The organism is Shinella oryzae (assembly GCF_023038235.1).
GTDB lineage: Bacteria > Pseudomonadota > Alphaproteobacteria > Rhizobiales > Rhizobiaceae > Shinella > Shinella sumterensis.
Window position 1 is genome coordinate 1,001,274 of record NZ_CP081987.1, and the last position, 22,333, is coordinate 1,023,606.

Here is a 22,333-nt window from a genome sequence, read left to right on the forward strand (position 1 = left end):
ACATCGCAAGGACTTTCCATGACGGCCCCCGCTTCGTCCGCCATCCGCATCGTCGACCAGCAGACGGTGTGGAAGCGCTTCATCCGGCTCAGCACCATCGTCGTCGAGCAGACCCGCGCCGATGGCCGCGTCGAGCGGCTCGACCGCGAGGTGCACGATCATGGCGCCGCGGCCGCCATCCTGCTGGTCGATCCCGACCGCCGCTCGGTCGTGCTGGTGCGCCAGTTCCGCCCCGGCGCCTTCTTCGGCGGCCATCCGGACGGCTTCCTGCTGGAAGTGCCCGCCGGCCTCCTGGATGATGACAGCCCGGAAGACGCCATCGCGCGCGAGGCGATGGAGGAGACCGGCTATGCCATAAGCGGCCTGCGCCACGTCTTCGACATGTATTCCAGCCCCGGCACGCTCACCGAGCGCGTCTCCTGCTTTGCCGCCCGTATCGATGCCAACAGGCGCGACGGCAAGGGCGGCGGCGTCGATCATGAAGGCGAGGATATCGAGGTCGTCGAAATGCCCGTCGAGGAGGCTGTCGGCCTCGTCGCGACCGGCGGAATCGTGGATGCAAAGACCATCATGATGCTGCAGTGGCTCATGCTGAACCGCAGCGATTTCAATATCTAAGCCCTTCCGCGACGAAAAATATTATCGCGAAACGTCCCCGCTCTTCGCAGCCGGCCGATAATGCGCGTGTCCCGCCGCGGATACACCGGAGTGCGTTGCCGGCGAGGCGGGACCGGTGCCCTTGTCTGTCGATATCGACGCATGTCGCAGGCGAGGGGCCCGGCAGAAATGGTTTCCCTCCCGGCTCCTGGCAGCAGGGGCGTGCCTGTGTGGCACACAAGGGAACCGGCGACTGGTCGTGAAGGTGTTGCCTTGCCGGCCTTTCGCACCGCCCCGGCGCCTGCCGGTGAGCGGTCGCCCTGGAGAAGGCGCCGGTTCTTGCAGAGAAACCGCAGTTGCCGGGCAAAAGACACCGAACGGGGTGCCGGAAGGTGCCATTAAACACACTTACAGATGAGGCAGCTCCGGCGCCCCGTCCGATCCCGGCTGGCCCGGGCCATTGAGAAGAGAGCCAAACCACGGACGCGACGCGTCGCGTGGGCACTATCGCAGGAGCCGTCTCCATGACCGCATCGCAAACCGAAAGCCTTCCGGCCCCCGAAAGCCATGCGCTCGAACACGAAACGCTCTGCCGGCTGGCAGCGCTTTCAGCATCCTGCCCGCGCCACTGGTGCGGGCTGCGCCGCTGCCGCCGCGCCGGCATCTGCCTCGGGCCCCTTCGGCCGGTCGCGGGCAAGCCGGCGCTTCTCCTGCCGCTCTGCGTGACCGATCTCGACGCGCCGCCGGCCGCCGCCTTCCGCGCCGCCGTGCGGTGCTGGGGAGACAGGCTGGCGCGGCTGGGCATGGCAGCTTTCGATTCGCCGCCGCGTGACGGGTGAGCGGGAAGGGCGCCGCGCCGCGTTGTCCGCCGATGTCCGGTACCGCGGCAAGGCAGGCCCTCCAACCCCTGCCGGGCCGTCGCAAGGCCCGCCAAGCCTTGACAAACGGGCCGGGTCATGCGCTTGTCCGCCCGATTTTTCTTGGGTGGCCGCGCCGGGATGTTCCCGCGTGGCCCGTCAGCATTTCAGGATACCACGATGCACCGTTACCGCAGCCACACCTGCGCCGCCCTCCGCAAGTCCGACGTCGGCCAGACTGTCCGTCTCTCCGGCTGGGTCCACCGCGTGCGAGATCATGGCGGCGTGCTCTTCATCGACCTGCGCGACCATTACGGCATCACCCAGGTCGTCGCCGACCCTGATAGCCCGGCCTTCAAGACGGCCGAGACGGTCCGCGGCGAGTGGGTCATCCGCATCGACGGCCTCGTCAAGGCGCGCACGGAAGACACCATCAACAAGGGCATGCCGACCGGCGAGATCGAACTCTACGCGCAGGATATCGAGGTTCTCTCGGCCGCCAAGGAACTGCCGCTGCCGGTCTTCGGCGAACCGGAATACCCGGAAGACGTCCGCCTGAAGTACCGCTTCATCGACCTGCGCCGCGAGACGCTGCACAAGAACATCGTCAAGCGCACGCAGATCATCTCGGCCATGCGCAAGGGCATGGGCGAGGCGGGCTTTGCCGAATATACCACGCCGATCCTGACGGCCTCCTCGCCGGAGGGCGCGCGCGACTTCCTCGTGCCGTCGCGCATCCATGAGGGCAAGTTCTTCGCCCTGCCGCAGGCCCCGCAGCAGTACAAGCAGCTCCTGATGGTCGCCGGCTTCGACCGCTATTTCCAGATCGCGCCGTGCTTCCGCGACGAAGACCCGCGCGCCGACCGCCTGCCGGGCGAGTTCTACCAGCTCGACGTCGAAATGAGCTTCGTCACCCAGGAAGACGTCTGGGAAACGATGGAGCCGATGATGACGGCCGTCTTCGAGGAATTCGCCGAAGGCAAGCCTGTCACCAAGAAATGGCCGCGCATCCCCTATGACGAAGCGATCCGCAAATACGGCTCCGACAAGCCCGACCTGCGCAACCCCATCGTCATGGAAGCCGTCACCGATCACTTCGCCGGCTCGGGCTTCAAGGTCTTCGCCAACATGATCGCGTCCAACCCGAAGGTCCAGGTCTGGGCGATCCCGGCCAAGACCGGCGGCAGCCGCGCGTTCTGCGACCGCATGAACGCCTGGGCGCAGTCCACCGGCCAGCCCGGCCTCGGATACATTTTCTGGCGCAAGGAAGCCGACAAGCTGGAAGGTGCGGGCCCGCTCGCCAAGAACATCGGCGAGGAGCGCACGGAAGCCATCCGCACGCAGCTCGGCCTCGATGACGGCGATGCCTGCTTCTTCGTCGCCGGCGATCCGGCCAAGTTCTACAAGTTCGCCGGCGAAGCCCGCACGCGCGCCGGCGAGGAACTGAACCTCGTCGATCGCGACCGCTTCGAAATGTGCTGGATCGTCGACTTCCCGTTCTACGAATACAACGAGGACGAAAAGAAGATCGACTTCGCCCACAACCCGTTCTCCATGCCGCAGGGTGGCCTGGAAGCCTTCGACAGCAAGGATCCGCTGGAGCTGAAGGCCTACCAGTACGACGCCGTCTGCAACGGCTTCGAGATCGCCTCGGGCTCGATCCGTAACCAGTCGCCGGAACTGATGGTCAAGGCCTTCGAGAAGGTGGGCCTGAGCCAGCAGGACGTGGAAGAGCGCTTCGGCGGCCTCTACCGCGCGTTCCAGTACGGCGCGCCCCCGCACGGCGGCTGCGCCTTCGGTATCGACCGTGTCGTCATGCTGCTCGTCGGTGCGAAGAACCTGCGCGAAATCTCGCTGTTCCCGATGAACCAGCAGGCGCAGGACCTCCTGATGAACGCCCCGTCGCCGGCAACGCCGACGCAGCTTCGCGAACTGGCATTGCGCGTCGTGCCGTCGCAGAAGAAGGACTGATTGTCCAAGGGCGGGACGCATCGCCGTCCCGCCCGAGGGAACCCTTCGGCCTCATGACCGTTCTTCTGCCATCGACAAAGGAGAACGAACATGACCAGCAAGCTCATTCTCGCCGGCGCGGCTGCTTTTCTTTCGCTGTCCGCAACGGCCTATGCCCAGGATACGGTCATCATCCATGAGACCGATCCGGTCATGACCGAATCGACGGTCGTGGTCCCCGGCGGCGTGCGCACCTACGTCCTGGAACAGCAGGTGCCGTCCGTGACCTATGAGGGCGATGTCCTCGAAGGCCGCGTCATTCCCGAGACCGTCGAAATCTATCCGGTCGATGGCTACACCGATTACGGCTACACCGTGGTCAACGAGCGCCGCGTGATCGTCGATCCGCAGACCCGCACCGTGGTCCAGGTCCTCGAATAAGCCTACACCCACTGGAAACCCGGCACCTGCGCCGGGTTTCCGCTGTCTGTGACCGCAGCGCGACAATGCCGCGAATTCGCCGTCACTCGATCCCAACTCCGCGAACAATCGGTCGAAATGCACCCCTAGCGTGAGCGCGCCTATAATGGCGAACAACGACTGGAGGGACTTCCATGACCGAACCGCATTCCGACGATCCTGCTTCCACACCACCCCGGCCGCTGCCTTATGCGGAGCCGCGCGGCAATCTCGGCACCTTGCTGCGCTCGCCCGGCGTCAAGTTCATCATGATCGGCGTCATTTCGGTGGCGCTTCTCGTGCCACTGCTCCTCGTCTGGGGCCTCACCGAAGAGCGTGCCGACCGGGCGAGGGAGGTTTCCAATCGCATTTCCCACGGCTGGGGCGGGGACCAGGCGGTCAACGGCCCCTATATCGCCGTACCGTTCGACGTCATGCGCAGCCGGGAGGTGGATGGCCGCACCCTGGTCGAAAGGGTCACGGAATGGGCGCTCGTCATGCCCGAAACGCTGGATGTGACGGCCGACCTTAAGGCGGAAGAGCGCCGCCTCTCGATCTACACGCTGCCGGTCTATAACGGCGCCCTCACGCTCAAGGGCCGCTTCGGCGCCGGCATCCTGCAGGATCTCGCCCGGTTCGACGGCACGCCGGATTTCACCCGCGCCATCCTCGTGCTCAACATCAACGACATCACCGGTATCCGCTCCGATGCCGGCGTGAAGATCGACAATGGTCCGGTTCTTCCGTTCGATCCCGGCATGCGGCAGATTTCCGCGATGGGCGTGGCCGGCACGATGGATTACGGCAGGTCGCAATCGAATGCCGGCGTCCACCGCCCGATCGACCGGGCGCTGATCGAAAAGGGGTTTGCCTTCGACATCGCCTTGTCGCTGAACGGCTCGCGCAGCTTCGCCGCGGCGCCCGCCGGGCAGACGACGAGCTTCCAGGCGAAGGCGAACTGGCCGCATCCCGGCTTCGAAGGGCTATTCCTGCCGGAGAAGAAGACCATCACCGACAAGGACTTCACCGCGACGTGGACGATCCCCTATCTCGCGCGCGGCATAGACAAGGCCGTGTCGGGTTCCATGCTGCCCTTGTCGGAGAGCCTGATGAGCATCAACCTCGTGGAGCCCGTGCAGTTCTACCAGGTCGTCTCGCGCACGCTGAAATACTCCATCGGCTTCATCTCGCTCGTCTTCCTCGCCGTCTTCGTCGTGGAGCTGAAAGGCGGGCGCATGGTGCACTGGATCCAGTATGTGCTGACGGGCCTCGCGCTCATCGTCTTCTACGTGCTGCTGCTGGCGCTGGCCGAGCATACGGGCTTCACGCTCGCTTACGCCATCGCCGCCATCGCCACGACGCTCCTCATTTCCGCCTATCTCGGCAGCGCGACGGCAAGCCGCAGGAACGGCGTGGCCCTCGGCACGGTTCTGCTCGCCGCCTACGGCATCATGTATCTGGTGCTGCGCGAGGATGAATATGCCTTGCTGGCCGGTGCGATCATCTCCTTCATCGCCATTGCCGCGACCATGTATGCGACGCGCCGGGTGGACTGGTCGGGACGCGACGTCCCGGCGCAGCCCTGATGCGAGGCCTGGAACGCAAAAGGCCCGGAGCAATGCTCCGGGCCTTCCATGTCAGGCGAAACGCCGAAAGGCGGGCCTTATTCGTTGGCCGTGACGGTGACGCCGAGGACCTGCGGAATGGTCTGCGGCGCACCCATGGCGGCGCCCATGATCATCGGGAACGGCACCGGCTCCTTCGGCTCGGCGCTGATCTTGATGCTCTTCGGGTCGTCCAGGTAGGTGTTGACGGCAGCCGAGATCTGGTTCTGCAGGTCGGGCATGTTGAGCTGCGCGATCATGATCGGAACCAGGCCCTTCAGCGACTGTGCCATCTGGTCGCCCGTGACACCCTGTTCGCTGCCGGCGTAGTCGAGCAGCTTCTTGGTGATCGAGGCGTCTTCGAAGGAGATGGTGGCGTTGTTGAAGGTCAGCTGCTGGACGAGGCCCATCATGGCCATGCCCATGGCGGCGTTGGCTTCTTCCTTGTTCGGATTGGCTTCGGCGGCCTTGAGCGCTTCCTGCATGTTCTTGATGAAGTCGAGCGTGTAGCCCGAGAAGGCGAGCTGCAGGTTCAGGCGGCCGATATCCTTGAAGTCGAAGGCATATTCGTCGACGGCGAGCTTGCCGCTGGCCAGTTCCCAGTTGCCGGCCATCGAGACTTCGCCTTCCAGCGTCTGGATGCCGAGCTTGTTGAGCGTGTCCTTCGCCTTGGGGTCTTCGACACTCGTCAGGTCCGCCTTGAGGTCGGAGAGCTTGGCGTCGAATTCCAGGCCCGCATCATTGTCCATGCGGGTGATGTTGGTCTCCATGCCGGACAGGGAGAACACTTCCTTGCCCTTGGCACTGACGCTGATCGGGCCGGCGGTGGCGGATTCGTACATCAGCAGCGATTCCAGCGTGCCGGGAACGATCTTGCCGGGCACGACCACGCCGTTGAGGGCGAGGTCCTTCGCCGAGACGGTGGATTCTGCTTCGGTGACGTTGACGTCTTCGAAGCCGATGGTTTCGATCGTGTAGCCGCCGTCGCCGTCTTCTTCGACGCCTTCCATGGTGACGGTGCCGAGCTTGATCGGGGTGTCGGTGCCGGTGGCCTTCAGTTCAGTGCCTTCCAGCGTCACGGTGGAGCCGTCGACGGCAACATTCGAGTAACCGACAGAAACGCCGCTGGTGGCATAGGTGGCGTTCAGCTTGGTCATCAGGTCCGCACCGTCAAGCGCGAAAGCGGGGCTTGCCAGGGTGGCGAGCGCGGCGCCTGCAAGAAGGCTGCGGAAGTGGGAGGTGCGCATCATTGATTGGCTCTCTTTCTGGTTTTCTGAACGGCTGCCTTGCCGTACCGCCCTCTAGACGAGCGGCGGGGCGACTATATTCGGCTGTTTGCAACTTTCCATGTATTTCTTGTGTCCCGCGGCGATTTCACCAACAGCCTTTACAAAGCGCTATCCACAGGCGGATCGCCCGGATTCCTTGCCGCGAATCGGTATGAAGGTTAGTCAAGACCCATGGGACAAAACGCTTTGCCGCCTGATGGCGGAGACGACCACATCCAGCCTATTGACCTCAAGGCGGCGCTTGAAGAGCGCTACCTAGCCTATGCGCTGTCGACCATCACGCAGCGTGCGCTGCCCGATGTGCGTGACGGCCTCAAGCCGGTTCACCGCCGTATCATCCATGCCATGAGCGAGATGGGCCTCAGGTCCAATTCCTCCTTCAAGAAATGCGCGCGTATCGTCGGCGACGTCATCGGTAAGTTCCACCCGCACGGCGACCAGTCGGTCTACGACGCCCTCGTGCGTCTCGCGCAGGACTTCTCGCAGCGCTATCCGATCGTCGACGGGCAGGGCAACTTCGGCAATATCGATGGCGACAATGCGGCCGCTTACCGATACACCGAAGCGCGCATGACCGAGGTCGCGATGCTGCTGCTCGAGGGCATCGATCAGGATGCGGTCGACTTCCGCAAGACCTACAACGAGGAAGACGACGAGCCGGTCGTGCTGCCGGGCGCCTTCCCGAATCTCCTGGCGAACGGTTCGTCCGGCATCGCGGTCGGCATGGCGACGTCCATTCCCTCGCACAACGTGCACGAACTGTGCGACGCAGCACTTCACCTGATCCGCAACCGCGATGCCGATGTCGAGAAGCTGGTCGAATTCGTGCAGGGCCCGGACCTGCCGACGGGCGGCGTCATCATCGACAGCCGCGAGAGCATCATCGAGGCCTACAGGACAGGCCGCGGCAGTTTCCGCGTGCGCTCCAAGTGGGAGACCGAGGATCTTGGCCGCGGCGGCTACCAGATCGTCATCACCGAAATTCCCTATCAGGTACAGAAGTCGCGCCTGATCGAGAAGATCGCCGAACTGCTGATCGCCCGCAAGCTGCCGCTCCTGGAAGACATCCGCGACGAATCGGCGGAAGACGTGCGCATCGTGCTGGTGCCCAAGAGCCGCACCGTCGATCCGACGATCCTGATGGAATCGCTTTTCAAGCTGTCCGAGCTGGAAAGCCGCATCCCGCTCAACATGAACGTGCTGTCGATGGGGCGCGTGCCGAAGGTCATGGGCCTGAAGGACGTTCTCGTCGAGTGGCTCGATCATCGACGCGACGTGCTCCAGCGCCGTTCGCGCTTCCGCCTGGCCGCCATCGACCGCCGGCTGGAAATCCTCGGCGGTTACCTGATCGCCTATCTCAACCTCGACGAGGTGATCCGGATCATCCGCGAGGAGGACGAGCCGAAGACGTCTCTCATGGAGACCTTCTCGCTGACGGACGTGCAGGCCGAAGCGATCCTCAATATGCGCCTGCGCTCGCTGCGCAAGCTTGAGGAGTTTGAGATCCGCACCGAGTTCGACACGCTGTCGAAGGAGAAGGCGGAGATCGAGGCGCTGCTCGCCTCCGACGAGAAGCAGTGGCAGACCGTCGCCTGGGAGATCGGCGAGGTCCGCAAGAAATTCGCCAAGGCGACCGAACTCGGCCGCCGCCGCACGCAGTTCGCAAGCGCCCCCGACGCCGATATCGAGGCCATCCAGCAGGCCATGATCGAGAAGGAGCCGGTCACGGTCGTCATCTCTGAGAAGGGCTGGGTGCGCGCTTTGAAGGGGCACATCGCCGATACGTCCGGCCTCCAGTTCAAGGAAGGCGACGCGCTGAAGGTGGCCTTCCCCGCACAGACCACGGACAAGGTTCTGATCATGACGACGGGCGGCAAGGTCTTCACGCTCGGCGCCGATAAGCTGCCGGGCGGGCGTGGCCATGGCGAACCGCTGCGCATCATGGTCGACATGGAAAACGATCAGGACGTGCTGACGGCCTTCGTGCACGATCCCGCGCGCAAGGTCATCGTCGCCTCGCAGGCCGGCAACGGGTTCATCGTCTCCGAGACCGAGATGGTCGCCAACACCCGCAAGGGCAAGCAGGTGATGAATGTCGGCATGCCCGACGAGGCCAAGCTCGTCGTGCCGGTGCGCGGCGATCATGTGGCCGTCGTCGGCGAAAACCGCAAGATGCTGGTCTTCCCGCTGTCGCAACTGCCCGAGATGTCGCGCGGCAAGGGTGTGCGCCTGCAGCGCTACAAGGACGGCGGCGTCTCCGACATCCGCTGCTTTGCGATAGAGGAGGGCCTGTCCTGGGACGACAGCGCCGGCCGCAACTTCGTGCGCAACAAGGACGAGCTGGCCGAATGGCTGGGCGACCGCGCCACTGCCGGCCGAACCGTGCCGAAGGGCTTCCCCCGCAGCGGCAGGTTCAGCGGCTGATCATCCGGGATAGGGGACGCTGACGTCGCGCAAAAACCGCGTCGCGCCCTCTTCATCGATCTCGCCTGCCGCGACGGCGAGGACGAAGGCGATGATATCGGCTTGCGAAGCCTCGATCAGGAATCCGTTCAGCAGCAGGAACGTGAAGGCGGCGAGAAACCCCGTGCGCTTGTTGCCATCGGAGAACGGGTAGTTGCGGACGAGGCCATAGAGGTACGCCGCGGCCAATTCGAAGATATCAGGATCGCCGTAGGCGGACTTGTTGAGCGGCCGTGCGAGCGCTGCTTCCAGGGCATTCTCGTCCTTTAGGCCGCTCAGTCCGCCATGCTCGAGCAATTGCTCCTGGTGCATGATCTCGACGGCTTGGCGGGAAAGCCATTTGATCGTGCTCATTTGGCGAGTTCACGCAGGGCGACGCGGTATTTCTCCATGCCCATCCGCGCCGCCTTGAGCTGCTCCGCAAGGTCTGCGTTCTGCGCGGAGAGTTTGATTTCACCGTTCTCTTCGTGCAGCACGATCTCGTCCCCCGCCTTGACGCCCATGCGGTCGAGGACGTCCTTGGGGATGATGATGCCTTCCGAATTGCCGATCTTGCGGATGGTGATGTTCATGGCTTTGGCTCCGTTATAACCAGGTTATAACATGCGCCCCGGCCAGTCTCAAGGATCAGTGCGTGAGGGGGAACTCCACTGCCACGCCGCTTGCTCGTGCGGCGCGGGATTTGGAGCGCATCTGCCATAGCGAGTGGCCAAGCAGGGCGAGGATCAGAATGGCCCCGCCAATCAGCGTCTGCGTCGTGGGCGTTTCGGAGAAGGCGATCCACACCCAGACGGGTGCCAGCACCGTCTCCACCAGATAGAACATGCCGACTTCCGGCGCCGAGAGGTAGCGCGGGCCGGTGGCGAGGCACCAGAAGGCGAGGGGCAGCACGACGAGGCCGTTGAGCAGGATATAGAACGGTTCCGCGACGATAAGGCCGCCGGGCGGCAGCAAAAACACCGCGAGAACGCCCGGCAGCAGGGTGGCGACCAAAGGAACGAAGCCCATTTCCGCGCCGCTTTTGCGGCTGAGCGTCAACGATGCCGCAAGCAGGAAGGCGGAACAGGCCGCCATCGCGTCGCCGAAGACGTTTCCGCTGGAAAGCCCGTCATGAACGATCAGCAGAACGCCACCGCCCATGGCGGCCATGGTGAGGAGCGTCGCATTGGACGGACGCTCGCCGAGGAAAATCCAGGAAAGGATCGCCGCGAACATCGAGGTGAAGGCGAGGATGAAAACCACATTGGCAGTGGTGGTGTTGAACACCGCCAGCATGAAGGTCATGCCGTTGATGCCGTAGAACAACGCGATCAGGAGGCCGACGCGGCCGGGCACCAGAACGGTCCTGCGGCGCAGCACGAAATTCAGGCCGGCCCACAGGACGAGCGCCATCCCGAACACCGCCACGTTACGGACGACGACCATCGACCAGAACTCGCCATGGGCAGCACGGATCAGCGGGATGTCAAAAGAGAGGGCGAGACCGCCGATGGCGGTTATCAGAAGACCCTTGCGGTGAAGGGCGGGATCGTTCGTATGGGGCAAGGCGGGACCGGGAATCGACTACGAAGCTGCACTATTCCCATCATAGCGCTCCCATCCGCGCGGCATCAGGTGCTCTTGCGGCAAAAACTTTGTTTTATAGTCCATTTTGCGCGATCCCTTGACCCAATAGCCGAGATAGACATGCGGCAGGCCGAGCGCCTTGGCGCGCCTGATATGGTCGAGGATCATGAAGGTGCCGAGCGAGCGATCGGCCCGCTCGGTATCGTAGAAGGAATAGACCATGGAAAGGCCGTCGCCCATGCGGTCGGTGAGCGCGACGGCCAGCAGTTCGCCCTGCGGACGCTCCTTGAGGCCCGCGCCTTCCTCGCGCAGACGATATTCGATGATGCGCGTGTTGACGTGGGTGTCCTCCACCATCATCGCATAGTCGAGAACCGACATGTCGGACATGCCGCCCTTCTGGTGGCGGGCATCGAGATAACCGCGGAACAGCGAATACTGCTCGCTGGAGGGTTCGGCGGGGTAATCGCGCGAGACGAGATCGGCATTGGCGGCCAGCACACGCCGCATGGTGCGGCGCGGCTCGAACTCGTTGACGAGGATGCGCACGGAGATGCACGCCCGGCAGCTTTCGCAGGCCGGGCGGTAAGCGATGTTCTGCGAGCGGCGGAAGCCACCCTGGGTGAGGAGATCGTTCAACTCCGGCGCGCGCTCACCCACCAGATGGGTAAACACCTTCCGCTCCATCTCCTGCGGCAGATAGGGGCAAGCCGCCGGCGCGGTGAGATAGAATTGCGGGGAGGATGTTGCGTGCGTGTTCATCGGCCGTAAGGCGTACCCGTCGCTCTGTGACACTTCTATGCCAATACCATGGCCTAGTTCAGGAAAAGGTCAACTGGCGGATTTCGTCCGTGTGTTCTCGTCCCCTCAATAACGATCGCGGCGAACCACCACCGTGCCGAGAAGAAGGTCGTGCAGCAGGCGGCCGCGATCGGTGAAGAGGCCGACAAGCACGATGAAGGGCGTCAGCACCACATTGCCGATCCAGAACAGGACGAGATGCACGACAGCCGTCAGGAAATCGATCGGACGGCCATCCGTCCGGGCCAGCATGAGGCCCATGGCGTTCATGCCCGCACTGGCTTGGCTCGGCCCGCCCATCGTGAAGCCGAAATAGAACAGCGCGACGATGGTGAACAGCGCCGGATAGAGGAAGAAGCCGAGGCCGAGCGTCAGGATGCCGAGGAAGAAGACCACCACGGCAGCAGGAACCCAAAGCAGCGCGATGATCGCGTAGTCGATCAGAAAAGCGAAGATACGCCGCGACAGCACGCCGCGATAGGCCTGCCAGTCCGTCGTCGGAACCCGCGTTTCGTTGAAATCAGCGCTCATCTGCCTGTCTCCCGAATGGAACATGATCCAGATATGGGAATTTTTGCGCGGAAAACAACGGGTGCGGGCGACCCCCCTCTGCCCTGCCGGGCATCTCCCCCACAAGGGGGGAGATCGGCAAGAAGCGGGATCGTCGCTTCACCAGCACGCAGGAGAAGGGCAACACGGTGCCACGGTTCAATCTCCCCCCCCGTGGGGGAGATGCCCGGCAGGGCAGAGGGGGGTGCCCCGGCCGCTACCCCCGCTTCGCGAGATGCCGCGCGACATCCATGGCGAAATAGCTGAGGATGCCGTCGCAGCCGGCGCGCTTGAAGGCGAGCAGGGTTTCGAGCATCACGCGCTCGCCGTCGATCCAGCCGTTCAGCGCGGCGGCCTTGATCTGGCTGTATTCGCCCGAGACCTGATAGGCGAAGACGGGAAGCCCGAAGGCTTCCTTCATGCGCCAACAGATGTCGAGATAGGGCAGGCCGGGCTTGACCATGAGCGTGTCGGCACCTTCCTCGACATCGAGCGCGGCATCGCGGATCGCCTCGGTGCCGTTAGCCGGATCGATGTAATAGGTCTTCTTGTCGCCCTTCAGCAGGCCGCCGGTGCCGATGGCGTCGCGGTACGGGCCGTAGAAGGCGGAGGCGAATTTGGTGGCATAAGCCATGATGCCGACATTCTGATGCCCGGCCTCGTCCAGCGCGCGGCGGATCACGCCGATGCGCCCGTCCATCATTTCCGACGGCGCGATGATGTCGGAACCGGCATCGGCCTGGATGACCGCCGCCCTGGCGACCAGTTCGACCGTCTCGTCGTTGACGATGACATCGCCGCGCAGCACGCCGTCATGACCGTGGCTGGTGAAGGGATCGAGCGCGACATCGGTAATGACGCCGATATTGGGCACGGCCTGCTTGATGGCGCGGGTCGCCTCGTTGATGAGATTGTTTGCGGCAAGACAGTGGGAACCGGTTTCGTCGCGCAGCGCCATGTCGATATTGGGGAAGGTAGCGATCGCCGGAATGCCGAGATCGGCCGCTTCCTTCGCCGCCTCGACCAGTTTGTCGATACTCATCCGGTTGACGCCCGGCATGGCGGCGATGGGATCGACGACATTGGTGCCGGGCACGACGAAGGCGGGCCAGATGAGATCATCGACCGTCAGGCGGTTTTCCTGCACCAGCCGTCTCGTCCAATCGGCCTTCCGGTTGCGCCGCATGCGGCGGTGCCCGGTGATCTCGTCGACGATGTTTCTGCTGCCGGTCATGATACCGCTTCCTTGCTGGATGTGTTTTCCGCTCCTTATCACGCCGGCCCCGTCAATCAAATCACGAGCGATCGGGAGGGCTGCGGCATATGGCCATGCGCGGCGCAAAATGCCGGGGCGCTCTTTATGCGGACAAACCTTGCCCTTACTGTCGGCCGCATGCTCGCTGATTCTGCCAAGGGCCTGAGGCCAAGCCTGACCGAAACGCTGTTCGTGCTGTTCCTGCGGCTCGTGGCGGTGACGTCTCTTTGGTTCGCGCTTCAGTACTGGGCCATGCTGACCGGCCTCTCGCTCGGCGGGGCAGGGCGCTTCGACCTGCTGCCGCCGGCATGGAAGGCCGCCGCGACCGCGCTCGCCGTTCTGTTTCCCGTCGCCGCCGTCGGCCTGTGGCTTCTCGTCTCCTGGGGGCCGGTAATCTGGCTCATCGCGGCGGCCACCGAGATCGCCATGCACGAGGTCTTTCCTTCCGTCTTCGGCATCAACCGGCTGCTGGTCTTCGCGCATGTTGCGGTGGCCGCAACCTTCCTGATTTTCCACGCCGCGCTCTTCCTCCAGCGCCGCCGTCAGGCCCGCACGGTAAGAACTGATTCACCGTGAGACAGCATCGGCCTCTGGTAAGGCGCTGTTAAGGCTGCGGTTTAAGTAGAATTTTAGATGCATTCGTTAGGTTCTCACTCAAGGCGGGAAAACAAACCACACCGCCAAACAAAACAGTGAGGCAGTAACAATGAACACGAAGATGAAGCCCCAGCAGGCCCCGGTCGTCGATCAGCAGGAAGATGCGATCCGCAACCTCTATCTGGAATCCCTCCACCTCGTCGAGCGCCTGCACCGCCGTCTGCTCGATGTGATCAAGGACGAGTTCGACCGTGCCGGTCGCTCCGATGTCAACGCCGTCCAGGCGCTGCTACTCTTCAACATCGGCAACTCGGAACTGACCGCCGGCGAGCTGCGCTCGCGCGGTTACTATCTCGGCTCGAACGTTTCCTACAACGTCAAGAAGCTGGTCGATCTCGGCTTCATCAACCACCAGCGCTCGCGCATCGACCGTCGCTCGGTCCGCATCAGCCTGACGGAAAGCGGCCAGGAAATCGCCGAAACCGTCGCAAAGCTCTACGAGCGCCATATCGGCTCGATCCAGAAGGTCGGCGGCATCGGCGAGGGTGAGTTCAACCAGATGAACAAGCTGCTCCAGCGTCTCGACCGCTTCTGGAACGACTCGATCCTGTACCGCCTGTAAGCGCGACCGCCGTCTCGACCTCCTCCTCAAAAGCCGGCCGCGTTCCCTGCGCGTCCGGCTTTTCACGTTTTCGTGCAAGGCGCTGTACGACCCTTCGAGACACGAATCGGCCATATTGCTGTGACACCCGGACGCTGGGCTTAAGGTATGCGCGGGCGGCACGGCCGGTTTGCGTTTGTTAACCCTGTTCGTGATAGCTGCATCGGGTATGAACCGCGGTTCACGTGCCCGCGCGCCCGCCGCTTTGAACGGCGTCTCAGGAGATGGTAGGATAGATGTCTCGCAAAACCGAAACTGATGTGTTCTCGCGCCGCGCTTTTCTGCGCTCCGCCGCAACCTTCGGCGCCGCCGCCGTTGCCGGCCCGGCTCTGGCCCAGACGGCGCTTGACGATGTCCTGAATGCACCGCGCCGCGGCAACTGGGACGACCAGTTCGATGCGCAGGCCTCGCGTGCATCCGCGGCCGTCCAGTCCAACAATCCCATCCTGGGCTCGGGTTCGGTCCCGAACATCCAGCAGGCGATTTCCGATTACCAGCAGATCGTCTCGAACGGCGGCTGGCCGCAGGTCAATTCGTCCCAGAAGCTGCAGATCGGCGTCGTCGATTCCGGCGTGCAGGCGCTTCGCCAGCGCCTGATCATCTCGGGCGACCTGCCGCGGGCCGCCGGCATCTCGGACTCCTTCGATTCCTACGTCGATGGCGCGGTCAAGCGTTTCCAGGCCCGCCACGGCCTGCCGCAGGACGGCGTTCTCGGCGAATACACGCTGAAGGCCATGAACGTGCCCGCCACGACCCGCCTCAGCCAGCTGAACACCAACCTTGTGCGCCTGCAGACCATGTCGGGCGACCTCGGCCAGCGCTATGTCATGGTGAACATCCCGGCCGCCTATATCGAGGCGGTGGAAGGCGGTCGCGTGGCCTCACGCCACGTTGCCGTGGTCGGCCGCATGAGCCGACCGACCCACATCATCAATTCCAAGATCTATGAGGTCATCCTCAACCCCTACTGGACGGCGCCCCGCTCGATCATCGAAAAGGACATCGTGCCGCTGATGCGTCAGGACCCGACCTATCTGGCGCGCAACAACATCCGCCTCATCGACGGCAAGGGCCAGGAAGTGGCGCCGGAAACCGTGGACTGGAACGCCGAGAAGGCGCCGAACCTGATGTTCCGCCAGGACCCGGGCAAGATCAACGCCATGTCCTCGACGAAGATCAACTTCCACAACCCGAACAACGAATACATGCACGACACGCCCCAGCAGGGCCTGTTCAACAAGCTGATGCGCTTCGAATCCTCCGGCTGCGTGCGCGTGCAGAACGTACGCGACCTGACGACCTGGCTGCTGCGCGACACGCCCGGCTGGTCGCGCGAGAAGATCGAGCAGGTCATCAACTCCCGTGTCAGCTCGCCGATCCGGCTGGCGACCGAGGTGCCGGTCTACTTCGTCTACATCTCCGCATGGTCGGCCCGCGACCGCGTCGTGCAGTTCCGCGACGACATCTACCAGATGGACGGCGCCACGGAACTGGCGCTCCAGACCGGCTACAACCAGGAAGGCGGCCAGTCCGTCGAGAGCAATCTGCTGCCGCAATAAGGCAATCGGCTCCAGACCGTCGAAAGCCCCGCATCCCAAGGGATCGCGGGGCTTTTGCTTTTCCGGTCTTCGCGCTCTGTCGTTTTTATTGCAGAAGATGCGTTGAAATGGCGCAAACCGTGGAGCGGATATTGCCCTTGCCATGCGAGGACGATAAACACCGTGCCACCACCCTTAAGGAGCCTCGAGGATGAGCCAGACTTCTGCCACCGACGTTTTCTTCACGCGTAACCTTGCCGACACGGATCCGGATATTTTCGGCGCGATCCAGAAGGAACTCGGTCGCCAGCGTCATGAAATCGAGCTGATCGCCTCCGAAAACATCGTGTCGCGCGCCGTGCTCGAAGCCCAGGGCTCGATCATGACGAACAAGTATGCCGAGGGCTATCCGGGCAAGCGCTACTACGGCGGCTGCCAGTTCGTCGATATCGCCGAGGAACTCGCCATCGAGCGCGCCAAGAAGCTGTTCGGCGTCAACTTCGCCAACGTGCAGCCGAATTCCGGCTCGCAGATGAACCAGGCCGTCTTCCTCGCGCTGCTCCAGCCGGGCGATACCTTCATGGGCCTCGACCTGAACTCGGGGGGACACCTGACGCACGGTTCGCCGGTCAACATGTCCGGCAAGTGGTTCAACGTCGTGTCCTACGGCGTGCGCGAAGGCGACAACCTGCTCGACATGGACGACGTCGCCGAGAAGGCCCGCAAGAACAAGCCGAAGCTCATCATCGCCGGCGGCACCGCCTATTCCCGCATCTGGGACTGGAAGCGCTTCCGCGAGATCGCCGATGAAGTCGGCGCCTATCTCATGGTCGACATGGCCCATATCGCCGGCCTCGTCGCCGGTGGCCAGCATCCGTCGCCGTTCCCGCATTGCCATGTCGCCACGACGACCACGCACAAGTCGCTGCGCGGCCCGCGCGGCGGCGTCGTGCTGACGAACGACGAGGACATCGCCAAGAAGATCAACTCGGCCGTCTTCCCGGGTCTCCAGGGCGGCCCGCTGATGCACATCATCGCCGCCAAGGCCGTGGCCTTCGGTGAGGCGCTGCAGCCGGAGTTCAAGGAATACGCCGCACAGATCGTCAAGAACGCCAAGGCGCTTGCCGAGACGCTGAAGGCCGGCGGCCTCGACATCGTCTCCGGCGGCACCGACAACCACCTGATGCTGGTCGACCTGCGCAAGAAGAACGCCACCGGCAAGCGTGCGGAAGCAGCACTCGGCCGCGCTTACGTCACCTGCAACAAGAACGGCATTCCGTTCGACCCCGAAAAGCCCTTCGTCACCTCGGGTGTGCGTCTCGGCACGCCGGCCGGCACGACCCGCGGCTTCAAGGAAGCCGAGTTCAAGGAAATCGGCAACCTGATCGTCGAGGTTCTCGACGGCCTCAAGGTCGCCAATTCGGACGAAGGCAATGCGACCGTCGAAGCCGGCGTGCGCGACAAGGTCCTCAAGCTGACCGAACGCTTCCCCATGTATTCCTACATGTAAGCCGGTCTTTCCAGGACAACGGTTGCGCGGTTTCCGTCGGGAACCGCGCAGAGCAAGGAGAATTCATGCGCTGCCCCTATTGCGGTTCGGAAGATACGCAGGTGAAGGATTCCCGTCCCGCAGAGGACGGGGCCGCCATTCGCCGCCGGCGCATCTGCCCGGATTGCGGCGGTCGGTTCACCACCTTCGAGCGGGTGCAGCTGCGTGATCTCATGGTGGTCAAGAAGACGGGCCGCAAGGCCCCCTTCGACCGCGACAAGCTTTTGAAATCCTTCGAGATCGCGCTGCGCAAGCGGCCCGTCGACCGCGACCGTATCGAGCGCGCCGTCTCAGGCATCGTGCGCCGGCTGGAAAGCTCCGGCGAGACGGAAATCGCCTCGGAGGAAATCGGCCTCCAGGTGCTGGAGGCGCTGAAGGCGCTCGATGACGTGGGCTTCGTGCGTTACGCCTCCGTCTATCGCGACTTCTCCCATGTCGACGACTTCGAGAAGATCCTCGCCGAGGTCGCCGCTAAGATCGCCCGTGATCCGGGCGTCGATGGCTAGATGTCCGGCGGCGCGCGCGACGACATCAGGTTCATGGCGGCAGCACTTCGCCTCAGCCGCCGCAATCTCGGCCTGACCGCCACCAATCCCTCCGTCGCCTGCCTGATGGTCAAGGATGGCGTGGTTCTCGGCTCCGCCGTGACCGCGCCCGGCGGACGGCCGCACGCCGAAACGCAGGCGCTCGCCGAAGCCGGCGCGGCGGCGCGTGGCGCAACGGCCTATGTCACGCTCGAACCCTGCTCCCATCACGGCAAGACGCCGCCCTGTTCCGATGCGCTCATCGCCGCCGGCGTCTCCCGCGTCGTCGTATCCGTCACCGATCCCGACATCCGCGTGGCGGGCAGGGGACTGTCCATGCTGCAAGCGGCCGGCATCGCCGTGGAGACGGGCGTGCTGGAGGCCGACGGCCGCGCTGCACTCGCCGCCTATCTCACTCGGCAGACGAAGAAGCGGCCCTATGTGACTCTGAAACTTGCGGTTTCGAGCGACGGCATGCTCGGCCGGCTCGGGGCAGGGCAGGTGGCGATCACGGGGCCGGTATCGCGCGGGCAGGTGCATGTGCTGCGCGCCGAAACGGACGCAATCCTTGTCGGCATCGGCACCGCCCTTGCCGACGATCCCGAACTGACGTGCCGCTTGCCGGGACTGGAAGCCCGCTCGCCGGTCCGCATCGTGCTCGATCCGCGGCTGGAACTGCCGGTGACGTCGAAGCTGGCGCGCACGACGCGCGACGTGCCGGTGCTGCTTGTCGCCGAAAACGACGGTGAGGCCGATCCGGCCTTCATCGCCCGGCGCGACGCGCTGGAGAGCCTTGGCGTCGAGGTGGTGGAATGCGACCCGCGCAGGCTCGATACCCTGCTTGTGGCGCTGGCCACGCGCGGGATATCCTCGCTGCTGGTCGAGGGCGGTGCGCGCACGGCGCAGTCCTTCCTCGATGCCGGTCTTGTCGACCGCATCCTGCTGTTTGGCGGTGCTGCCCCCCTTGGCAGCGACGGGGTTGCATCCCCATGTGTGCCCGGGCGGGCGCCGGCGGGCTTCTCGCGTCGCCATACGGCCCGTTACGGCGCTGACCTTCTGGAAGAATACGAAAGAGACGATTGATGTTTACCGGCATTGTCACGGATATTGGAACGGTGGAGAAGGTCGAGCCGATGAACGAGGGGGTTCGCCTGCGCGTGCGCACCGCCTACGATCCGGCGACCATCGACATGGGCGCGTCCATCGCCCATTCCGGCACTTGCCTCACCGTCACCGCCCTGCCGGAAGAGGGGTCGAATGCCCGCTGGTTCGAGGTGGAGGCCTGGGAAGAGGCCCTTCGCCTCACCACCATCGGCAGCTGGACCACCGGCACCCGCATCAATCTCGAGCGTTCGCTGAAGATCGGCGATGAACTGGGCGGCCATATCGTGTCCGGCCATGTCGACGGCAAGGCCGAAATCCTGTCCGTCGAGGCCGAGGGCGATGCCACCCGCTTCCGCATCCGCGCGCCCGAGGGGCTGGAGCGCTTCGTCGCGCCGAAGGGATCGGTCGCGCTCGACGGCACGTCGCTGACCGTCAACGCGGTGGACGGCGCGGTCTTCGACGTGCTGCTCATCCGCCACACGCTGGAGGTCACGACCTGGGGCGAACGCAAGGCGGGGGACTTCGTCAATTTCGAGGTCGACACCATGGCCCGCTATGCAGCGCGCTTGGCGGAGTTTCCGGCCAAGCCGTGACTCGCGCGTGACGCCGGGCGGCGCCGGTGTGGATTGATACGGGACACCGGCAAAATTTAACAAGGGGCGTAAGACTCTGGATACTTCTGCGTCTTTAGGGTGGCGCATTGGACCGCTGGAGACCGCCCCTGCATGACGCCAGACTACAACACCCTGCTCCTTGCGATCGGGCTGTCCGGCTTTTGCCTTTCCGCCACCTTGTTTGCGTCCTGGTTGTCGGCCCGGGTCGAGCGTTTCCTGTTGTCATGGGCGATCGGCATCGGCATCATCGTGGCGGCGGTGGGCGTCTATAGCCTCTATGTCGAGAATGCCAGCATCGGCATCACCTGCCTTGCCTTCGTGCTCCAGTTTGGCGGTTTCGCCTTCATCTACGGCGCGGCTTACCGCTTCCGCACCAGCCGGCGCGGGCGCTGGCGCATTGCCGCCGTGTTCCTGGCATCGTCGGCCGTCAGCATTCCGTGGATCCCGTTCGGCCTCGACGGCGTCGCGCTCATTGCGCTGAACCTCGTGATAGCGGCAACGCTTGTCGCGACGGCGTGGGAATACTGGCTCGGCCGTGCGGAAGCGCCGCTGCCGCTGACCGGTATCGTCGCGCTCTACGTTCTGGTGGCGACCTCCTTCGTGCTCTGTGCCGGCGTGCTTCTGGAGCAGCGCCAGTGGTCGATCGGCCATGCGCCGGACAACTGGGCCGAAAATCTCAACCTGATCGCGGCGATCCTCGGCATAACCGGGATCGGTGCCATGTCGCTGGCGCTGAACCAGTGGCGCATCGCCGGCGCACACCAGCGCACGGCGATGACCGATGCCCTGACCGGCCTTCTCAACCGCCGCGCGCTTTTCGACCGCTACGGCGAAGAGACCGTCTTCGCCCATCGTGCGGCCATCGCCTTCGACCTCGACAACTTCAAGGCCGCGAACGATCAGTACGGCCATGCCGCCGGCGATGCGGTGCTGAAGTGCTTTGCCGAAGTGCTTGTGGAGGCCTGCGGAACCGGCGTCTGCATCGCCCGCCTCGGCGGCGAGGAATTCGTCGTGGTGATGGACCGCGCCGTGCCGGACCGCGTGGCGCGCGTCGCCGAACGCATCCGGGCGGATTTCGCCGCCCGGCTCATCCCCACCGGAAAGGGCTCGATCAACTGCACCGTCAGCGCCGGCATCGCCTTCGGAAGTGACATTGGTCTGAGCTTCGACGCGCTGCTGAGCAATGCGGACAAGGCGCTCTACACCTCCAAGCACAACGGCCGCAATCGCGTGTCGCTTGCCGCCTGACGACCGACTTGAACCGGCTGCGACAGGCCCGTAAGCCCGTCCGCGGGGCCGAAAACGCCGCAGGCGGCGGAAATTGCTTGCCAAGCTTCGTTCGGCATGGTTTGACCGCCGCCTCTGCCCGCCATGCCGGGCCTGCTCCATTTTCAGGTGATTCATGGCCAACACCGATAATCCTCATCTTCTGATCGTCGAAGCGCGCTTCTATGACGACATGGCCGATGCGATGCTCGACGGCGCGAAACACGCGCTGGAAGCCGCCGGCGCCACCTTCGATGTCGTGACCGTCATGGGCGCGCTGGAAATTCCCGCCGCCGTCGCCATGGCGCTCGACGGCATGGACAATGGCGGCACCTGGTATGACGGTTTCGTCGCGCTCGGCATGGTCATCCGTGGCGAGACCTATCACTTCGATATCGTCGCCAACGAGTCCTGCCGCGCGCTGATGGACATCGCCGTCAGCGAGAGCCTGCCGATCGGCAACGGCATCCTGACCGTCGAAAACGACGAGCAGGCCTGGGCGCGCGCCCGCCGTTCGGAAGGCGACAAGGGCGGCTTTGCCGCACGCGCGGCCCTCACCATGATCGAGCTGAAGAAGAAACTGGGCGGCGAACAGTGACCAGCGAAAACAATTCCCACCCCGTTAAGCCGGCCAACCAGCGCGGTGCCGCGCGTCTTGCCGCCGTGCAGGCGCTCTATCAGATGGATGTCGGCGGTGCCGGCGTTCTTGAGATCGTCGCCGAGTACGAGACGCACAGGCTCGGACAGGAAATCGACGGCGACACCTACCTCAAGGCCGATGCCGGCTGGTTCCGTTCCATCGTATCGGGCGTCGTGCGCGACCAGCGCCAGCTCGATCCGATGATCGGCGCGGCCCTGCAGGACGACTGGGCGCTGTCGCGTCTCGATTCCACCGTGCGCGCCATCCTGCGTGCCGGCACGTTCGAGCTCAAGGAGCGCAAGGATGTGCCGGTGGCGGTCATCGTCACTGAATATGTCGAGATCGCCAAGGCGTTCTTCGAGGAAGACGAACCCAAGCTGGTGAATGCCGTCCTCGACCGCATCGCCAAGCAGGTCCGGGTCGAACAACGCAAGTAAAGCGGTAGGCAGG

23 protein-coding genes are annotated in these 22,333 nt (G+C 64.1%); 16 read left to right on the forward strand and 7 right to left on the reverse strand.

The features are described 5' to 3' along the window. The first annotated feature begins 18 nt into the window (after nucleotides 1-18). From K6301_RS04925 to creD, 5 genes are all read left to right on the forward strand, one after another. Complete coding sequence (locus tag K6301_RS04925; protein WP_247219634.1) at nucleotides 19-618, forward strand: NUDIX domain-containing protein; 600 nt, start codon at nucleotides 19-21, stop codon at nucleotides 616-618. A gap of 503 nt (nucleotides 619-1,121) precedes the next feature. Beyond that, nucleotides 1,122-1,436 (forward strand): hypothetical protein, encoded by a 315-nt coding sequence (locus K6301_RS04930; protein ID WP_247219635.1) that lies wholly within the window; start codon nucleotides 1,122-1,124, stop codon nucleotides 1,434-1,436. Between the two features lie 198 nt (nucleotides 1,437-1,634). Further along, complete coding sequence (aspS, locus tag K6301_RS04935; protein ID WP_247219636.1) at nucleotides 1,635-3,425, forward strand: aspartate--tRNA ligase; 1,791 nt, start codon at nucleotides 1,635-1,637, stop codon at nucleotides 3,423-3,425. Between the two features lie 90 nt (nucleotides 3,426-3,515). Continuing rightward, entirely contained in the window at nucleotides 3,516-3,845 is a 330-nt protein-coding gene (locus tag K6301_RS04940) for a DUF1236 domain-containing protein (RefSeq protein WP_247219637.1), read from the forward strand. 173 nt (nucleotides 3,846-4,018) lie between these two features. After that, nucleotides 4,019-5,449 carry a cell envelope integrity protein CreD gene (creD, locus tag K6301_RS04945; protein WP_247219638.1) on the forward strand — a complete coding sequence of 477 codons (1,431 nt, stop codon included), beginning with the start codon at nucleotides 4,019-4,021 and terminating at the stop codon, nucleotides 5,447-5,449. 77 nt (nucleotides 5,450-5,526) lie between these two features. Here the strand turns inward: creD and K6301_RS04950 are convergent, their stop codons facing one another. After that, on the reverse strand, nucleotides 5,527-6,717 hold the full coding sequence (locus tag K6301_RS04950; protein ID WP_247219639.1) for a hypothetical protein: 1,191 nt from the start codon (nucleotides 6,715-6,717) through the stop codon (nucleotides 5,527-5,529). A 210-nt stretch (nucleotides 6,718-6,927) separates the two neighbouring features. Between K6301_RS04950 and parC the strand changes: the two genes are divergently transcribed. Then, nucleotides 6,928-9,180: a DNA topoisomerase IV subunit A gene (gene parC, locus K6301_RS04955; protein WP_247219640.1), complete on the forward strand. Its 2,253-nt coding sequence runs from the start codon at nucleotides 6,928-6,930 to the stop codon at nucleotides 9,178-9,180. Here parC and K6301_RS04960 read toward each other — a convergent pair whose 3' ends face one another. From K6301_RS04960 to hemB, 6 genes are all read right to left on the reverse strand, one after another. Next, on the reverse strand, nucleotides 9,181-9,573 hold the full coding sequence (locus tag K6301_RS04960) for a type II toxin-antitoxin system death-on-curing family toxin (RefSeq protein WP_247219641.1): 393 nt from the start codon (nucleotides 9,571-9,573) through the stop codon (nucleotides 9,181-9,183). Further along, nucleotides 9,570-9,791 (reverse strand): AbrB/MazE/SpoVT family DNA-binding domain-containing protein, encoded by a 222-nt coding sequence (locus K6301_RS04965; protein WP_247219642.1) that lies wholly within the window; start codon nucleotides 9,789-9,791, stop codon nucleotides 9,570-9,572. Before K6301_RS04965 ends, K6301_RS04960 begins: the two co-directional genes overlap by 4 nt. Before the next feature lie 55 nt (nucleotides 9,792-9,846). After that, the gene (locus K6301_RS04970) at nucleotides 9,847-10,764 is read right to left on the reverse strand and encodes a DMT family transporter (RefSeq protein WP_247219644.1); all 918 of its coding nucleotides are present in this window, start codon (nucleotides 10,762-10,764) and stop codon (nucleotides 9,847-9,849) included. 18 nt (nucleotides 10,765-10,782) lie between these two features. Continuing rightward, on the reverse strand, nucleotides 10,783-11,547 hold the full coding sequence (locus K6301_RS04975; protein WP_247219645.1) for an arginyltransferase: 765 nt from the start codon (nucleotides 11,545-11,547) through the stop codon (nucleotides 10,783-10,785). A 105-nt stretch (nucleotides 11,548-11,652) separates the two neighbouring features. Then, nucleotides 11,653-12,117 carry an RDD family protein gene (locus tag K6301_RS04980; RefSeq protein ID WP_247219646.1) on the reverse strand — a complete coding sequence of 155 codons (465 nt, stop codon included), beginning with the start codon at nucleotides 12,115-12,117 and terminating at the stop codon, nucleotides 11,653-11,655. Between the two features lie 235 nt (nucleotides 12,118-12,352). Continuing rightward, nucleotides 12,353-13,369 (reverse strand): porphobilinogen synthase, encoded by a 1,017-nt coding sequence (gene hemB / locus K6301_RS04985; RefSeq protein WP_247219648.1) that lies wholly within the window; start codon nucleotides 13,367-13,369, stop codon nucleotides 12,353-12,355. A gap of 126 nt (nucleotides 13,370-13,495) precedes the next feature. Here hemB and K6301_RS04990 point away from each other — a divergent pair, with 126 nt between their 5' ends. The 10 genes from K6301_RS04990 (at nucleotide 13,496) to nusB (ending at nucleotide 22,320) form a co-directional block, all read left to right on the forward strand. After that, the gene (locus K6301_RS04990; RefSeq protein ID WP_329959091.1) at nucleotides 13,496-13,966 is read left to right on the forward strand and encodes a DUF6163 family protein; all 471 of its coding nucleotides are present in this window, start codon (nucleotides 13,496-13,498) and stop codon (nucleotides 13,964-13,966) included. 130 nt (nucleotides 13,967-14,096) lie between these two features. Then, complete coding sequence (gene ldtR / locus K6301_RS04995; RefSeq protein ID WP_247219649.1) at nucleotides 14,097-14,609, forward strand: transcriptional regulator LdtR; 513 nt, start codon at nucleotides 14,097-14,099, stop codon at nucleotides 14,607-14,609. A 275-nt stretch (nucleotides 14,610-14,884) separates the two neighbouring features. Beyond that, a complete protein-coding gene (locus K6301_RS05000; RefSeq protein ID WP_134649884.1) occupies nucleotides 14,885-16,207 on the forward strand; it encodes a L,D-transpeptidase family protein in 1,323 nt (440 codons plus the stop codon). A 190-nt stretch (nucleotides 16,208-16,397) separates the two neighbouring features. After that, nucleotides 16,398-17,696: a serine hydroxymethyltransferase gene (glyA, locus tag K6301_RS05005; protein ID WP_247219651.1), complete on the forward strand. Its 1,299-nt coding sequence runs from the start codon at nucleotides 16,398-16,400 to the stop codon at nucleotides 17,694-17,696. 65 nt (nucleotides 17,697-17,761) lie between these two features. Next, nucleotides 17,762-18,241 (forward strand): transcriptional regulator NrdR, encoded by a 480-nt coding sequence (gene nrdR, locus K6301_RS05010; protein WP_134649886.1) that lies wholly within the window; start codon nucleotides 17,762-17,764, stop codon nucleotides 18,239-18,241. Then, nucleotides 18,242-19,342 (forward strand): bifunctional diaminohydroxyphosphoribosylaminopyrimidine deaminase/5-amino-6-(5-phosphoribosylamino)uracil reductase RibD, encoded by a 1,101-nt coding sequence (gene ribD / locus K6301_RS05015; RefSeq protein WP_247219652.1) that lies wholly within the window; start codon nucleotides 18,242-18,244, stop codon nucleotides 19,340-19,342. Next, the gene (locus K6301_RS05020; protein WP_134649888.1) at nucleotides 19,342-19,956 is read left to right on the forward strand and encodes a riboflavin synthase; all 615 of its coding nucleotides are present in this window, start codon (nucleotides 19,342-19,344) and stop codon (nucleotides 19,954-19,956) included. Before ribD ends, K6301_RS05020 begins: the two co-directional genes overlap by 1 nt. Before the next feature lie 132 nt (nucleotides 19,957-20,088). After that, nucleotides 20,089-21,225 carry a GGDEF domain-containing protein gene (locus tag K6301_RS05025; protein WP_247219653.1) on the forward strand — a complete coding sequence of 379 codons (1,137 nt, stop codon included), beginning with the start codon at nucleotides 20,089-20,091 and terminating at the stop codon, nucleotides 21,223-21,225. 154 nt (nucleotides 21,226-21,379) lie between these two features. Next, nucleotides 21,380-21,841, forward strand: coding sequence for a 6,7-dimethyl-8-ribityllumazine synthase (gene ribH, locus K6301_RS05030; RefSeq protein ID WP_134649890.1), 462 nt, complete (start codon nucleotides 21,380-21,382; stop codon nucleotides 21,839-21,841). Further along, entirely contained in the window at nucleotides 21,838-22,320 is a 483-nt protein-coding gene (gene nusB, locus K6301_RS05035) for a transcription antitermination factor NusB (protein ID WP_247219654.1), read from the forward strand. Before ribH ends, nusB begins: the two co-directional genes overlap by 4 nt. The last annotated feature ends 13 nt before the right edge of the window (nucleotides 22,321-22,333 follow it).